This is a genomic window from Rathayibacter sp. VKM Ac-2804 (genome assembly GCF_009866655.1).
In the GTDB taxonomy this organism is placed as follows: domain Bacteria; phylum Actinomycetota; class Actinomycetes; order Actinomycetales; family Microbacteriaceae; genus Rathayibacter.
Genome location: NZ_CP047420.1, coordinates 1,577,027 through 1,590,208 on the forward strand (window position 1 = coordinate 1,577,027; position 13,182 = coordinate 1,590,208).

The following is a 13,182-nucleotide window of genomic DNA, read 5'->3' on the forward strand; positions in this document are numbered from 1 at the left end:
CCCTACTTCCCGGAGTGGCCGGCGGAGCCGAGCTGGCGGGTGGCCTCGGCGACGCGGACGGCCATGGCGGACTCGGCGATCTTGCCCCACGAGCGCGGGTCGTAGACCTTCTTGTTGCCGACCTCGCCGTCGACCTTGAGGAAGCCGTCGTAGTTCTTCAGCACCGTGTCGGCGACCGAGCGGCTGAAGGCGTACTGGGTGTCGGTGTCGATGTTCATCTTCACGACGCCGTTGCGGACCGCCTCGGCGATCTCCTCGTCGGTCGAGCCGGAGCCGCCGTGGAAGACGAGGTCGAGCGGGAGCGCCTCGGTGCCGTACTTCTTCTGCAGGCCGTCCTGGATCTCGCGGAGCAGCTCGGGGCGCAGGCGCACGTTGCCGGGCTTGTAGACGCCGTGGACGTTGCCGAAGGTCAGCGCGGCCATGTAGCGGCCCTGCTCGCCGAACCCGAGGGCCTCGACGGTCGCGATCGCGTCGTCGAGCGTGGTGTAGAGGTGCTCGTTGATGTCGTGCGAGACGCCGTCCTCCTCGCCGCCGACGACGCCGATCTCGACCTCGAGGATCGCGTTGATCGCCTTCACGCGCGGCAGGATCTCCTGGGCGATCTTCAGGTTCTCGTCGAGGGGCACGGCCGAGCCGTCCCACATGTGCGACTGGAAGAGCGGCTCGCGACCGGCCTTGACCTCCTCCTCGGAGGCGGCGATCAGCGGGTAGACGAAGCCCTCGAGCGCGTTCTGCGGGCAGTGGTCGGTGTGCAGCGCGACCGTGACCGGGTAGTTCTTGGCGACCTCGGTGGCGAACTTCGCGAAGGCGATCGCTCCGGCGGCGCGGTTCTTGACCGTGTGGCCGGCGAAGTAGTCGGCGCCTCCGGTCGTGACCTGGATGATGCCGTCCGAGCCGGCCTCGGACAGGCCCTGCAGCACCGAGTTGATGGTCTGCGAGGAGGAGACGTTGAACGCGGGGTACGCGAAGCCGCCCTTCTTCGCCTTGTCGAGCATCTCTGCGTACTGGTCCGGGGTAGCGACGGGCATGGCATCTCCTTTGACGGATGAACGGGAGGGGGTCGGGCGAGGCCCGCGTCGGCGTCGAGTCTAGCGAGGCGGCTGCGGGGCGTCCCCCGGGCGCGGGGCGGGCCTCGGATAGACTCCGCTCCGGGATGGGGATCCGCTCCGCGGGTCCTGCGACGACGCCGTCTGCACGAACTCGAACGCGAAGGACTCCGCGCTGTGACCGATATCGACCACGACTCGCTCTACCTCCACCCGGACCGCAACCTCGGCATGGAGCTCGTCCGAGCCACCGAGGCGGCGGCGATCCGCGCCGTCCCCTTCATCGGCAAGGGCGACAAGAACGCCGCCGACGGCGCCGCCGTCGACGCGATGCGCACCTTCCTCGGCACCGTCAACTTCGACGGGGTCGTCGTCATCGGCGAGGGCGAGAAGGACAACGCGCCGATGCTCTACAACGGCGAGCACGTCGGCAACGGCTCGGGCCCCGCGGCGGACATCGCCGTCGACCCGATCGACGGCACCTCGCTGACCGCCGCCGGCCGGCAGAACGCGCTGTCGATGATCGCCGTCGCCGACCGCGGCGCGATGTTCGACCCGTCCGCCGTCTTCTACATGGAGAAGATCGTCACCGGGCCCGAGGGCGTCGGGATCATCGACATCGAGCGCCCCATCGGCGAGAACATCCGCGCGCTGGCGCGGGCCAAGCGCAAGCCCGTCGACGAGATGCGCATCGCGGTGCTCGACCGCCCGCGGCACGCGCAGCTGATCGACGACATCCGCGCGGCGGGTGCCGGGACGCGGCTGCTGCTCGACGGCGACGTGGCGGGCGGCATCAACGCCGCTCGGCACGACTCCCGGGTCGACATGTGCGTCGGCACCGGAGGCACGCCCGAGGGCATCATCACCGCGTGCGCCATCCGCGCGCTCGGCGGCGTGATCCAGGGCATCCTCCGCCCCAAGGACGACGACGAGCGCCAGCGCGCGATCGACGCCGGCCACGACCTCGACCGGGTGCTGCACGCGAACGACCTGGTCCGCAGCGACAACACCTACTTCGTCGCCACCGGCGTCACCAACGGCGGTCTGGTGAAGGGCGTCCGCAAGGAGGGCCACATCATCACCACCGAGTCGATCGTCCTGCGCTCGCGCTCGGGCACGATCCGCCGCGTGACGGCCCAGCACCTCGCGGAGAAGTGGGTCTAGGCAGCCGCTGACTCGTGCTGGTCGAGTAGCCGTGCAGCGGCGCACCCATGCTGGTCGAGTAGCCGCGGAGCGGCGTATCGAGATTCGGTGTCCCCGCGCGGGTGGATCTCGATACGCGCCCTGCGGGCGCTACTCGATCAGCATGTACGGCGCGCTCGGCCGCTGCAGGCACGGCGCGTGCGGCCGTACGACGCCGACGCGTTCCCTGCTGGTCGGGCAGCCGCGCAGCGGCGTATCGAGACCCGGCGCTCAGGCCGTGCGCTCGTCCGGGCCGAGGAGCTCGACGGCCGTCAGCCGCCGCGGGGACACCGTGACGCCGTCGGCGGGCGCGATCACGCGGGACTCGTCGAGGGTGTCGAACTGGCGCGCGGTGACGAGGACGCGGGTCTCGAGCGAGCCCGCGAACGCGTTGTAGGAGTCGACCGTCCTCTCGATCGAGCGTCGGAGCCCCTCGGCGTGATCGGCGAGCGTCGCGAGGCGCGCGTAGAGGGTCTTGCCGAGGTCGAGCAGGCGCTTCGCGTCGTCGGTCAGGACGTCCTGCTGCCAGGTGTAGGCGACGGTCTTCAGCACCGACCAGAGCGTCACCGGCGAGGCGAGGGCGACCCGCTTGCGGAACGCGTACTCGAGCAGCGTCGGATCGGCGTCGAGCGCGCTCGCGAGCAGCGGCTCGCTGGGGATGAAGGCGATCACGAACTCGGGGCTCGCCGGCAGCCCGGTCCAGTAGGCGCGGCCGGCGAGGGCGTCGATGTGCCCGCGGAGGGCGCGCACGTGCGCCCGCAGCAGGCCGGCGCGGCGGGCCTCCTCCTCGGCGCCCGCCCCGGCGGGGATGGCGCTCGCCTCGAGGTACGCGTCGAACGGCACCTTCGCGTCGACGGCGATCGCCTTGCCGCCGGGCAGGCGCACCACCATGTCGGCGCGGCCCTTCCCGCCCTCGCCCTCGAGCCCGAACTGCACGTCGAAGTCGACCCGCTGGGTCAGCCCGGCCGCCTCGACCACGTTGCGCAGCTGCGTCTCGCCCCAGGCCCCGCGGCTCGCGCTCGAGCGCAGCGCGGAGGCGAGGGTCTCGGTCGTCGACCGCAGCCGCTCGCCGGCGAGCCGCTGCCCCTCGAGCTGCTCGGTGATGGCGCCGAACTGCGCGGCGCGCTCGCTCTCGAGGCGGCGCACCGACTCCTGCATCCCGCGCAGGCTCTCGGCGACGGGGGAGAGGGTCTGCAGGATCCGCGCGTCGTGGCGCTCGCGCTCGGCGACGACGCGCAGCTGCTCCTGCAGCTCGCGGATCTGATCGCGGGCGGAGCCGAGATGCTCGCGGTGCTGCTCGACGACGGACTCGTGCCGCTCCTCGAGCCCCTCGGCGCGGGCCTGAGCGGTGGCCAGCTCGAGGGCGAGCGCGGTGTCGGGAGTGCGGGCGCGGGCGAGCAGCACCGCGACGACGGCGGCGAGGAGCGCGCCGACGACGAGGCCGAGGACGAAGCTGAGTTCCATGCGCCGAGGAGACCACGGACCTCCGACATCCGAGCGGCGGCGCTCCGGTAGGGCGCGTCTGACCCTCGGACGGGTGGCCGGAGCGGGAGGAGGCGGAGTCGGCGGTTGCCTCTAGGCTTCGGGACCATGGGGAATCACCGCCGTCCTTCGCGCCTGCTCACCGCCGCGCTCGCCCTCGCCGTCGGTCTCGGCACCGCTCTCGTCCCGGTCGCCGCGGCGTCCGCCGCCGACGAGACGCTGCCGTCCGCGACCGTCCTCGTCGATCCGGGAGCGGGGGAGGCTCAGGTCACCGCTGCCGACGGCTCCGTCCTCCCCGACGTCAAGGTCCAGTACGAGGCGAGCAGCACCAAGAGCTTCCGCGCCGGCTACATCTTCAGCGACGCGAACTTCTTCGACAGCGACGCCCGCTCGGCGCAGCAGATGCAGGCGCTCCTGGACGACAAGGGCCGCAACTGCTCCGGCACCCCCAACGGCGTGCCCTGCCTGAAGGCCTTCAGCCAGGTCACGCCGTCGAAGGCGGCCGACCCGATGTGCAAGGCGTACCGCGGCGGTGTCCTCGAGTCCGCGGCGTCGATCTTCGCCGGCGTCGGCGAGGCCTGCGGCATCAGCCCGCTCGTCCTCGCGGTCCTCGTGCAGAAGGAGACGAGCCTCGTCTCGACGACGAGCCCCACCGAGCGCCTCTACAACCGCGCGACCGGCTTCAACTGCCCCGACAGCACCGGCTGCGACAACGGCTCCGCCGGCTTCTTCACCCAGGTCTACGGCGCGGCCCGCCAGTTCAAGAAGTACGCGAACCCGCCCGGATCCGGCTCGAACTTCACCGCCTACGCCGCGGGAACCACGCCGAACATCCTCTTCAACCCGGACACGTCCTGCGGCTCGTCGCCGGTCGCCATCCGCAACCAGGCCACCGCGAACCTCTACTACTACACGCCGTACCAGCCCAACAGCTACGCGCTGACGAACACGGGCAACCAGGCCTGCGCGACCTACGGCAACATCAACTTCTGGTACATCTTCAGCGACTGGAACGGCTCGCTCGCCAACGCCGGCGTCGCCCCGGCCGGCCGCGTCGACGCCCCGAGGATCTCGGGCGGCACGCTGACCGCCTCCGGCTGGGCCGTCGACCCGACGACGCAGCGCGCGCAGCTCGCCACCACCGTCACCATCACCGCGCCGGACGGCTCCAAGACCGTCCGCACCCAGACCGCGACCGCCTCCCGCGGCGACATCCCGGGCGAGTACCCGGCCGCCGGCGGCAACCACGGCTTCTCCGCGACCGCCCCCGCCTCGGCCGCCGGCACCTACACGGTCTGCGCCAGCGCCGCCTCGGTGGACTGGAACCTCTGGACCGGCTCGGGCGACGCGAAGGCGCCCGGCACCAAGGATCTCGGCTGCACGAGCGTGTCCAACGGCACCACCGTTCCCGTCGAGCGCATCGCCGGCACCGACCGCCAGGACACGGCCGTCCGCGTCTCGAAGGCGACCTTCACGGCGAACGTCCCCGTCGTCTACGTCGCCACCGGCTCCGCCTTCCCCGACGCGCTGAGCGCCGCGCCCGCCGCGGCCAAGCAGGGCGGCCCGCTCCTGCTCGTCGACCGCGACTCGATGTCGCAGCCGGTCCGCACCGAGCTGACCCGCCTCAAGCCCGCGAAGATCGTCGTGGTCGGCTCCACGCTGAGCGTCAGCGACGCCGTGCTGCAGGATCTCAAGCAGTACGTGCGCGGCGGAGCGACCCCCACCCGCCTCGGCGGCGTCGACCGCTACGACACCGCGAAGAAGGTCGTCCAGTACGCCTTCTCCGACGGGTCGAGCCGGGCCTGGCTGGCCACGGGCGAGAAGTTCCCGGACGCCCTGGGCGCCAGCGCGGCGGCCGGCTCGGTGGACGCTCCCGTGCTCCTGGTCAACGGGACCCTCGCGACCGCCGACGCCACGACGAAGAGCCTCGTCTCGCAGCTCGGCGTCCGCTCGCTCACGATCGCGGGCAACGCGCTCTCGGTGAGCGACGGCATCGAGCGCTCGCTCGCCGTCGCCTCGAAGACCCGCATCGCCGGCTCGGACCGCTACGACACCTCGGAGAAGCTGAACAAGGCGGCCTTCCAGCGGGCCAACACGGTCTACCTCGCGACCGGTGAGAACTTCCCGGACGCGCTCGCGGGAGCGACCGCCGCCGGCTACACCTCGAGCCCGCTCTTCGCGGTCCCGCGGGACTGCGTGCCGCAGGCGGTGCTGAACGACATCACCGCGTTCGGTGCGAAGAAGGTCGTCCTGCTCGGCGGCCCGAACACGCTGTCGGACGCGGTCGCGCGACTCACGCCCTGCGGCTGATCGGCTCCGGCACGGCCGCTAGCGTGGAGGGATGAGCCCGGCCGATCCCTCCCCGGCTGCCGCCGCCGCCCCGTCCGTCGTGCGACGTCGACGGGGAGGGGCGGCGGCCCTCGGAGCCCTCGGGGTCGTGCTGCTGCTCACCGGCGCGACGGACCTCGGGGCAGCGGCCGCCCCCGCGACCGAGGTGCCGAGCATCCGGATGTGGACCGACCTGGCCGGCGGCGTGGACGGGTCGGGCTTCGATCCCGGCGACATCGTCTCGGACGAGCTCTTCTTCGACGGCGACGCCCTCGGCCCGCTGACGATCCAGGCGTTCCTCAATGCGCGGGTGCCCTCCTGCGCGGGGACCGACGTGCCGTGCCTGCGCGACTACGCCGAGGACACCGGCGACGTGGCCGCCGACGAGCAGTGCGCCGCCTACACCGGCGATGAGGACAGCTCCGCCGCGGAGATCATCGCCTTCGTCGCGGGCGCCTGCGATGTCAGCCCCGCCGTGCTGCTGACGCTGCTGCAGAAGGAGCAGTCGCTCGTCACCGACAGCGCGCCGAGCGAGCGCCAGTTCCGCAGCGCCACCGGCTACGGCTGCCCGGACACGGCCGACTGCGACACCGACTACTTCGGCTTCTTCGGCCAGGTCTACGGCGCGGCCTGGCAGTTCCAGCGCTACCGGAACCCGGAGAGCAGCTTCGACTGGTACCCGGTGGGCGAGACCAGTGCGATCCAGTACTCGCCCGACGCCGCCTGCGGGACGGCTCCGGTGCGGATCGAGAACGCGGCGACGGCGGGGCTCTACTACTACACGCCCTACCAGCCGAACGCGGCGGCGATGAGCGACCTCTACGGCTCGGGCGACGCGTGCTCGGCCTACGGCAACCGCAATTTCTGGCGCATCTTCAGCAACTGGTTCGGCGACCCGCGCGCGGGGGAGTGAGCGCGCAGGCTCCCGGATCGCCGCCCCGGGCGTCAGGCGGCGACCGGCGCCTTCGGCCGCAGGCGCTTGACCGACACTCCGGCCAGCTCACCGAGCTCGGCCAGGCTCCCGGCTCCGTGCCGGCGGGCGGCGTGCACGACGATCGCGGCGCAGGCCTCGGCGTCGGCCGATGCGTCGTGGTGGCGGAAGTCGTCGTAGCCGGCGGCGAAGGCGACGGACGGCAGGCGGTAGGACTCGAGCTCGTAGGTCTTGCGGGCGAGCTGGAGGGAGCAGAGGTAGTCGTAGGCGGGGAGCTCGAGCGCCGTCGCGGCGCAGGCGGCGCGGATCACGCTCATGTCGAAGCCGGCGTTGTGCGCGACGAAGACGTCCTGGCCGGCGAAGGTGACCAGGTCGTCGAACTGCTCGACCCAGGAGGCGGCCGCGTGCACGTCGTGCTTGCGGATGCCGTGGATGCGGGTGTTCCACTCGAGGAAGTCGTCGTAGCCGTACGGCGGGCGGATGAGCCAGCCCGCGCGGTCCACGACGCGGCCGTCGCGGACCTTCACGAGCCCGACCGAGCAGGCGGAGGCTCCGTGCGAGTTGGCGGTCTCGAAGTCGATGGCGGTGAAGTCGATGGGCACGCCCTCACCCTCTCACGCACCTCCGACGCCGCCCGGACCGGCACGCGGCGCCCCCGCGACCACGCCGTAGGATGGATGCCCGTGGCTCTCACTATCGCAATCGTCGGACTCCCCAACGTCGGCAAGTCGACGCTCTTCAACGCGCTGACCAAGAACACGGTGCTCGCCGCGAACTACCCGTTCGCGACGATCGAGCCCAACGTCGGGGTCGTGAACCTGCCCGACTCCCGCCTCGAGGTGCTCGCCGGCATCTTCGGCTCGGAGCGCATCCTCCCCGCGCCCGTCTCCTTCGTCGACATCGCCGGCATCGTCCACGGCGCCTCGGAGGGTGAGGGCCTGGGCAACAAGTTCCTCGCCAACATCCGCGAGGCCGACGCCATCGCCCAGGTCATCCGCGGCTTCGAGGACGCCGACGTCGTGCACGTCGACGGCAAGGTCGACGCCGCGAGCGACATGGAGACGATCAACACCGAGCTCGTCCTCGCCGACCTGCAGACCCTCGAGAAGGCCGAGGCGCGCTACGAGAAGGAGCTCAAGGGGAAGAAGATCGAGCCGATCGTGCTCGAGACGGCGAAGAAGGCGCGCGAGTTCCTCGACACCGGCAAGCCGCTCTCGGCGTCCTCGATCGAGCTCGAGCCGATCCGCGAGCTGGGCCTGCTCACCGCGAAGCCCTTCATCTACGTCTTCAACGTCGACGAGGCCGTGCTGACCGACGAGGCGCGCAAGGCCGAGCTGGCCGCGCTGGTCGCCCCCGCGCACGCGATCTTCCTCGACGCCAAGATCGAGTCCGAGCTGATCGACCTCGACGAGGCCGACGCCGCCGAGATGCTCGAGTCCACCGGCCAGACCGAGTCCGGCCTCAACCAGCTCGCGAGCATCGGCTTCGACACCCTCGGCCTGCAGACCTACCTGACGGCGGGCCCGAAGGAGACGCGCGCCTGGACGATCGGCAAGGGCTGGACCGCCCCGCAGGCGGCCGGCGTGATCCACACCGACTTCCAGAAGGGCTTCATCAAGGCCGAGATCATCTCGTTCGACGACCTCGTCGAGACCGGCTCCATCGCCGAGGCCCGCGCCAAGGGCAAGGCCCGCATCGAGGGCAAGGACTACGTGATGCAGGACGGCGACGTCGTGGAGTTCCGCTTCAACGTGTGACGGTCCGCCGGGTTCCGGCTCGCGGAACGGCCTCCGGCTCGCAGGATCCCCACGATCCGGCGAGCCGGAGGTGATTCCGCGCGCCCGAGGGCCGCGTCGGCCGACGTGCCGAGCCTCAGTTGAGGACGTCGCCGATGATCCAGCTGGAGAGGCCGACCAGCGTGCAGACGCCGACGACGACCCAGGCGACCGTCCGGCGGGTCGAACGGGCGACGGCCTCCGAGGTGCGCGGGGTCGGCCGCAGCGGCGCGACGTAGGCGGGTGGCGCCTCGGTGGCCCCCGGGACCAGCCGGGGGAGCGTCACCGGCCGGCCGTCGACCCAGTCCGCCGGCAGCTCGGCGGCGCGCGCCGCCTGGAGGGTCAGCTCGGCCTTCAGGGGCGAGCCCTGGAGCGAGCAGTAGGCGACGGCGGTGAGGCCGAGGCCGGCCAGGTGGCGGAGGGTGGGCGCGAACTGCTCGGACGTCGCGGTGGTCAGCTCGCCCACGCGGTCGCCGTCGAGGCGCACCTCCACGAGACCGCCGTCGAGGTGGAGCGTCACGAGGAGGAGGCCGCGGCCGCCCTGGGGGACCACGCCGGCCAGGCGGACGAAGTGCTCGTCCTCGCGCTGCACCTGCAGGGCGCGACCCCACGGCAGGATCGAGTAGCGCTCCTGAGGCGGCGCGTTGAGCGGCACGAGGAGCTCGGGGGCGACAAGGGCGACCTTCACCGAGGCGCGCAGGCCCTCCTCCGTCCGCTCGGCGCGCAGCCGGGCGGACGTCGTGGGGGCGGCGCGACCGGCGACGACGCGGGAGAGGCCGGTGAGCGCGGGGGCGCGGCGGTAGGCGTCGGGGAGATAGCCGATCACGCGGCCGCCGGCACGGACGGAGACGGCGGGAGTGCCGGTGGGGTGGTCGGGCTCGGGGACGAGGACGACGTCGAGGATCCGGTCGGAGATCTCGCCGACGCGCAGCGGGCGGCCGACGACGGCGGCGATCTCCTCGATCCGCTCCGCCTCGTCCGTGGCGTCGACGGTGGGGGTCCCGGCGGAGTTCGGGAGGCGGTACTCGACGTGCTCGGGGGCGGTGTCCGGGAGCCTGCGCTGCTCCTGCTCGTCCGGGTCGCCGGGCGCCGAGTCCTCCGCGGAGCGGCGGGCGTCGGTCCAGGCGGTGCCGTCCCACCAGCGCATCGACCCCGGGCGGGCGTCATCGCGGTACCAGCCCGCAGGTGCGGCGCGTTCGTCGTCCACCGGGTCCCCGTTCTCTCGGCCCGTCGAGTCTACGAGGGGCCCGCGGCGTCCCTCCGCTCGGCGGGGGAGGCCCCGACTCCGCAGAAGCCGCGGTAGTCGCGCTCGACTACCGCGACTCTCGGGGAGTGGAGCGAGGCCGGGAGGCAGAGGCACCTCCGAGTCCGCGGAAGTCGCGGTACTCGCGCTCGACTACCGCGACTTCTGAGGAGTGGGGCGAGGCGGTGAAGTGCCGGGTGACGCGGTGGCGGTCGGGGCGTTCAGAGGGCCGGGTTCTCGTCCGCCGGGTCCTCCGACGCGAAGGCGACGAGCTGGGCCGGGGCGCCGGCGCAGTCGCTGAGGGCCGGGGCGGAGTCGAGGGCGCCGGCGAGCAGTCCGCTCACGTGCCGGGCGTGCCCCGGGTTGATCGGCGCGGGGTCCTCGAGGACCTCCACCAGTCGGTGGAGCACGGCACAGGTGTCCGGACGCGACATGCCGACAACCGTATTGGCGCTCCTCGCGTCCCGGTAGAGGCGATCCGCGCCAGACCCCCCGTCTAGGCTTCCGGGATGACACGTTTCGAAGGCTCCGTCGTCCTCGTCCTCGGTGCCTCCGGCGGGCTCGGGCGCCTGCTCGCGGACGAGCTGGAGCGCTCCGGCGCGACGGTGGTCCGCTCGGGCCGGGACGGCGCCGCACTCGGCGACGCCCCGCTCGTCGCCGATCTGCTCGGCGAGGACGCTCCGCAGCGCCTCGTCGACGAGGTCCTCCGCCGTCACGGGCGCCTCGACGGCGTCGTCGTCGCGGCCGGCGTCGTCGCCTTCGGGCCGTCGGCCGAGCTCGACCCTGCGGTGCTCGAGGAGCTCGTCGACGTGAACGCGCTGGCGCCGATCCGCGTGCTGACGGCGGCGTTCTCCGCACTGTCCGCCTCTGAGCGCCGGCCCTTCGCGGTGACGATCAGCGGGGTGGTCGCCGAGGCGCCGACCGCCGGTCTCGCGGCCTACTCCGCATCGAAGGCGGCGCTGTACTCGTTCGTCCGGGCGTCGGCGCGGGAGTACAAGAAGGCGGGGATCCTTCTCCTCGACGCGCGGCCCGGCCACACCGAGACGGCACTGTCCCAGCACCCCCTCGCGGGCACGGCGCCGCGCTTCGGCGCGGGTCACTCCCCGGAGTCGGTCGCCGTCCGCATCGTCCGCGCGATCGAGGACGGCGAGACGGACCTGCCGCCCGCGGCGTTCGACGCCTAGGCGCCGCGAGGAGCTCCCCGCCTTCCACCTGCCGCCCTCCACAGGTGCCAGAACTCCCGCGCTCTCCACGGATGCAGCCATCGAGCGCCCGAGGGAGGAGCGTGCTCGGCAGCATCGACGCATGGGAATCCGTTATCACGCCTACGCGTTCGATGCCGACCAGACCGAGCGCGCGCTCGCCGATCCGCGGAGCGTCCTCAGCGACGATCCGCTCGCGGACGCCTGGGGGATGCCGAACGGTGCCGTCACCGCGTGCACCGACTTCCGGCGCTCCGTGCCGGAGGGCGACATGCTCCATCTCGACAAGGCGTGGTCGGCGCTGCAGACGCTGACCGCTCCGCGATCACCGGGGCAGCCGCCGCGCCCTGCGCATCGGATGGTGGAGGGGCGGGTCACCGTGCGCGGCATGGGCTGGGACCCCTGCGTGCGCGCCGTCCCTCCGGACGAGGTCGCCGAGATCGCCGACGATCTGATCGCTCTCCGGGCGGAGGTGGAGGAGCAGCTGGCGGAGCATCCCGAGGGGGAGTACGCCCGCCAGTGCCTCGACCGCGCCGTGGAGTTCACGACGGAGGTCGCGCGCTCGGGTCGCGGCTTCGCCTACCTGATCGGCTAGGCGCGTGCTCGTGAGGGTCAGGCCGTCGCGAAGCGCTTCGCCGAGCGCTCGCGGGCCTTCGCCGCCTCGACCTCGCGGTCCTTCGGCGGCGCGGTCGTCACCAGGTCCTCGAGGAGGTGGCCCGTGATGTGGGCGATCTCGGACACGGCGCGGTCGAAGGCCTCCTGATTCGCCTTCGACGGACTGGTGGCCCCGCTGATCTTGCGGACGTACTGCAGGGCGGCGGCGTGCACCTCCTCGTCGGAGGCGGCGGGCTCGAAGTTGTGGAGGGTGTGGATGTTCCGGCACATGCGACGAGGGTACGACCGGCCCGGCCCGGGCGCGAGAGGAGCGGACACCCGCCGTTCACCGGAGCGTCGTGCGGGCGCTCTAGCGTCGCTCCGTGCCCTCCGCCTCCGATCGTTCCCACCGCTCCGACGCCGTCCTCGATGCCGCTCCGGGCACTGCTCCCGACGGCGCGCTCGTGCCCTCGCCCGAGCTGCTCCGCTCGCTCACCCCCGAGGACGCCCGCGACCTCGTGGTGCTCGACGAGGACGACGACGATCCGGTGCTGCTGCGCCGCGACGGCACGCAGATCGACACCTGGCGCGAGGGCTACCCCTACGACGAGCGGATGTCGCGCGAGGAGTACGAGGCCGGCAAGCGGCTGCTGCAGATCGAGCTGCTCAAGCTGCAGAACTGGATCAAGAAGCACGGCCGGCGCCTCGTCGTCGTCTTCGAAGGGCGCGACGCCGCGGGCAAGGGCGGCACCATCAAGCGCTTCACCGAGCACCTCAACCCGCGCGGCGCCCGGGTCGTCGCGCTCGAGAAGCCGACCGAGCGGGAGGGCACGCAGTGGTACTTCCAGCGGTACGTCTCGCACCTGCCCGCCGCGGGCGAGATCGTGCTGTTCGACCGCTCCTGGTACAACCGGGCGGGGGTCGAGCGCGTGATGGGCTTCTGCACTCCGGAGCAGTACGACGAGTTCGTCCGGCAGACGCCGCTGTTCGAGAGCATGCTCGTCGGCGAGGGCATCGACCTGGTCAAGCTCTGGTTCTCGGTCTCGGCCGAGGAGCAGCGCACCCGGTTCACCATTCGGATGATCGACCCGGTGCGGCAGTGGAAGCTCTCGCCCATGGACCTCGCCTCGCTGGACAAGTGGGACGACTACACGGCGGCGAAGGAGGCGATGATGGCGGCGACCGACACGGCCGACGCCCCGTGGACCATCGTCAAGAGCAACGACAAGAAGCGCGCCCGCCTCGAGGCCATGCGCTACGTGCTGAGCCTGTACGACTACGACGGCCGGGACGACGAGGTCGTCTCGCCGCTCGGACCCGACCCGCTGATCGTCGGCTCGGCGGCGGACGTCTACGAGCGCGGCGAGCACGCGGCGACCGCGCGGGCGTCGGACTAGCG

General features: G+C 72.3%; 13 protein-coding genes. 7 read left to right on the forward strand and 6 right to left on the reverse strand.

Features of this window, described 5'->3' with window-relative positions; genetic code table 11:
• Window positions 1–2: 2 nt before the first annotated feature.
• A complete protein-coding gene (gene fbaA / locus GTU73_RS07410; protein WP_123445424.1) occupies window positions 3–1,028 on the reverse strand; it encodes a class II fructose-bisphosphate aldolase in 1,026 nt (341 codons plus the stop codon).
• 249 nt (window positions 1,029–1,277) lie between these two features.
• Between fbaA and glpX the strand changes: the two genes are divergently transcribed.
• Window positions 1,278–2,210, forward strand: coding sequence for a class II fructose-bisphosphatase (gene glpX / locus GTU73_RS07415; protein WP_123445977.1), 933 nt, complete (start codon window positions 1,278–1,280; stop codon window positions 2,208–2,210).
• A gap of 249 nt (window positions 2,211–2,459) precedes the next feature.
• Here glpX and GTU73_RS07420 read toward each other — a convergent pair whose 3' ends face one another.
• Window positions 2,460–3,692: a DNA recombination protein RmuC gene (locus tag GTU73_RS07420; protein ID WP_160088242.1), complete on the reverse strand. Its 1,233-nt coding sequence runs from the start codon at window positions 3,690–3,692 to the stop codon at window positions 2,460–2,462.
• Window positions 3,693–3,818: 126 nt separating this feature from the next.
• Between GTU73_RS07420 and GTU73_RS19480 the strand changes: the two genes are divergently transcribed.
• Together GTU73_RS19480 and GTU73_RS07430 are read left to right on the forward strand one after the other, a co-directional pair.
• Window positions 3,819–6,020 (forward strand): cell wall-binding repeat-containing protein, encoded by a 2,202-nt coding sequence (locus GTU73_RS19480; protein ID WP_160088244.1) that lies wholly within the window; start codon window positions 3,819–3,821, stop codon window positions 6,018–6,020.
• Window positions 6,021–6,051: 31 nt separating this feature from the next.
• Window positions 6,052–6,951, forward strand: coding sequence for a hemagglutinin (locus tag GTU73_RS07430; RefSeq protein ID WP_160088246.1), 900 nt, complete (start codon window positions 6,052–6,054; stop codon window positions 6,949–6,951).
• 32 nt (window positions 6,952–6,983) lie between these two features.
• Here the strand turns inward: GTU73_RS07430 and GTU73_RS07435 are convergent, their stop codons facing one another.
• A complete protein-coding gene (locus tag GTU73_RS07435; protein WP_160088248.1) occupies window positions 6,984–7,571 on the reverse strand; it encodes an exonuclease domain-containing protein in 588 nt (195 codons plus the stop codon).
• A gap of 81 nt (window positions 7,572–7,652) precedes the next feature.
• Here GTU73_RS07435 and ychF point away from each other — a divergent pair, with 81 nt between their 5' ends.
• Window positions 7,653–8,726, forward strand: a complete 1,074-nt coding sequence (ychF, locus tag GTU73_RS07440; RefSeq protein WP_160088250.1) for a redox-regulated ATPase YchF — start codon at window positions 7,653–7,655, stop codon at window positions 8,724–8,726.
• A gap of 115 nt (window positions 8,727–8,841) precedes the next feature.
• Here the strand turns inward: ychF and GTU73_RS19050 are convergent, their stop codons facing one another.
• On the reverse strand, window positions 8,842–9,951 hold the full coding sequence (locus GTU73_RS19050; protein ID WP_208543749.1) for a DUF2510 domain-containing protein: 1,110 nt from the start codon (window positions 9,949–9,951) through the stop codon (window positions 8,842–8,844).
• Window positions 9,952–10,208: 257 nt separating this feature from the next.
• The gene (locus GTU73_RS07450) at window positions 10,209–10,421 is read right to left on the reverse strand and encodes a hypothetical protein (protein ID WP_160088252.1); all 213 of its coding nucleotides are present in this window, start codon (window positions 10,419–10,421) and stop codon (window positions 10,209–10,211) included.
• 75 nt (window positions 10,422–10,496) lie between these two features.
• On the opposite strand from GTU73_RS07450, the gene GTU73_RS07455 reads away from it, so the two are divergent.
• Both GTU73_RS07455 and GTU73_RS07460 read left to right on the forward strand, forming a co-directional pair.
• Window positions 10,497–11,171, forward strand: a complete 675-nt coding sequence (locus GTU73_RS07455; RefSeq protein WP_160088254.1) for an SDR family oxidoreductase — start codon at window positions 10,497–10,499, stop codon at window positions 11,169–11,171.
• A gap of 121 nt (window positions 11,172–11,292) precedes the next feature.
• Window positions 11,293–11,784, forward strand: coding sequence for a DUF1877 family protein (locus tag GTU73_RS07460; RefSeq protein WP_160088256.1), 492 nt, complete (start codon window positions 11,293–11,295; stop codon window positions 11,782–11,784).
• 17 nt (window positions 11,785–11,801) lie between these two features.
• Here GTU73_RS07460 and GTU73_RS07465 read toward each other — a convergent pair whose 3' ends face one another.
• Window positions 11,802–12,074 (reverse strand): DUF2277 domain-containing protein, encoded by a 273-nt coding sequence (locus GTU73_RS07465; protein WP_160088258.1) that lies wholly within the window; start codon window positions 12,072–12,074, stop codon window positions 11,802–11,804.
• Between the two features lie 227 nt (window positions 12,075–12,301).
• Here GTU73_RS07465 and ppk2 point away from each other — a divergent pair, with 227 nt between their 5' ends.
• Window positions 12,302–13,180 (forward strand): polyphosphate kinase 2, encoded by an 879-nt coding sequence (ppk2, locus tag GTU73_RS07470; RefSeq protein WP_244231908.1) that lies wholly within the window; start codon window positions 12,302–12,304, stop codon window positions 13,178–13,180.
• Window positions 13,181–13,182 lie beyond the last annotated feature (2 nt).

What these genes read in the sequence shown, in the direction of transcription:
- fbaA (WP_123445424.1), bottom strand. Translation starts at nt 1,028, where the DNA reads ATGCCCGTCGCTACCCCGGACCAGTACGCAGAGATGCTCGACAAGGCG.
- glpX (WP_123445977.1), top strand. Translation starts at nt 1,278, where the DNA reads ATGGAGCTCGTCCGAGCCACCGAGGCGGCGGCGATCCGCGCCGTCCCC.
- GTU73_RS07420 (WP_160088242.1), bottom strand. Translation starts at nt 3,692, where the DNA reads ATGGAACTCAGCTTCGTCCTCGGCCTCGTCGTCGGCGCGCTCCTCGCC.
- GTU73_RS19480 (WP_160088244.1), top strand. Translation starts at nt 3,819, where the DNA reads ATGGGGAATCACCGCCGTCCTTCGCGCCTGCTCACCGCCGCGCTCGCC.
- GTU73_RS07430 (WP_160088246.1), top strand. Translation starts at nt 6,052, where the DNA reads ATGAGCCCGGCCGATCCCTCCCCGGCTGCCGCCGCCGCCCCGTCCGTC.
- GTU73_RS07450 (WP_160088252.1), bottom strand. Translation starts at nt 10,421, where the DNA reads ATGTCGCGTCCGGACACCTGTGCCGTGCTCCACCGACTGGTGGAGGTC.
- GTU73_RS07455 (WP_160088254.1), top strand. Translation starts at nt 10,497, where the DNA reads ATGACACGTTTCGAAGGCTCCGTCGTCCTCGTCCTCGGTGCCTCCGGC.
- GTU73_RS07460 (WP_160088256.1), top strand. Translation starts at nt 11,293, where the DNA reads ATGGGAATCCGTTATCACGCCTACGCGTTCGATGCCGACCAGACCGAG.
- GTU73_RS07465 (WP_160088258.1), bottom strand. Translation starts at nt 12,074, where the DNA reads ATGTGCCGGAACATCCACACCCTCCACAACTTCGAGCCCGCCGCCTCC.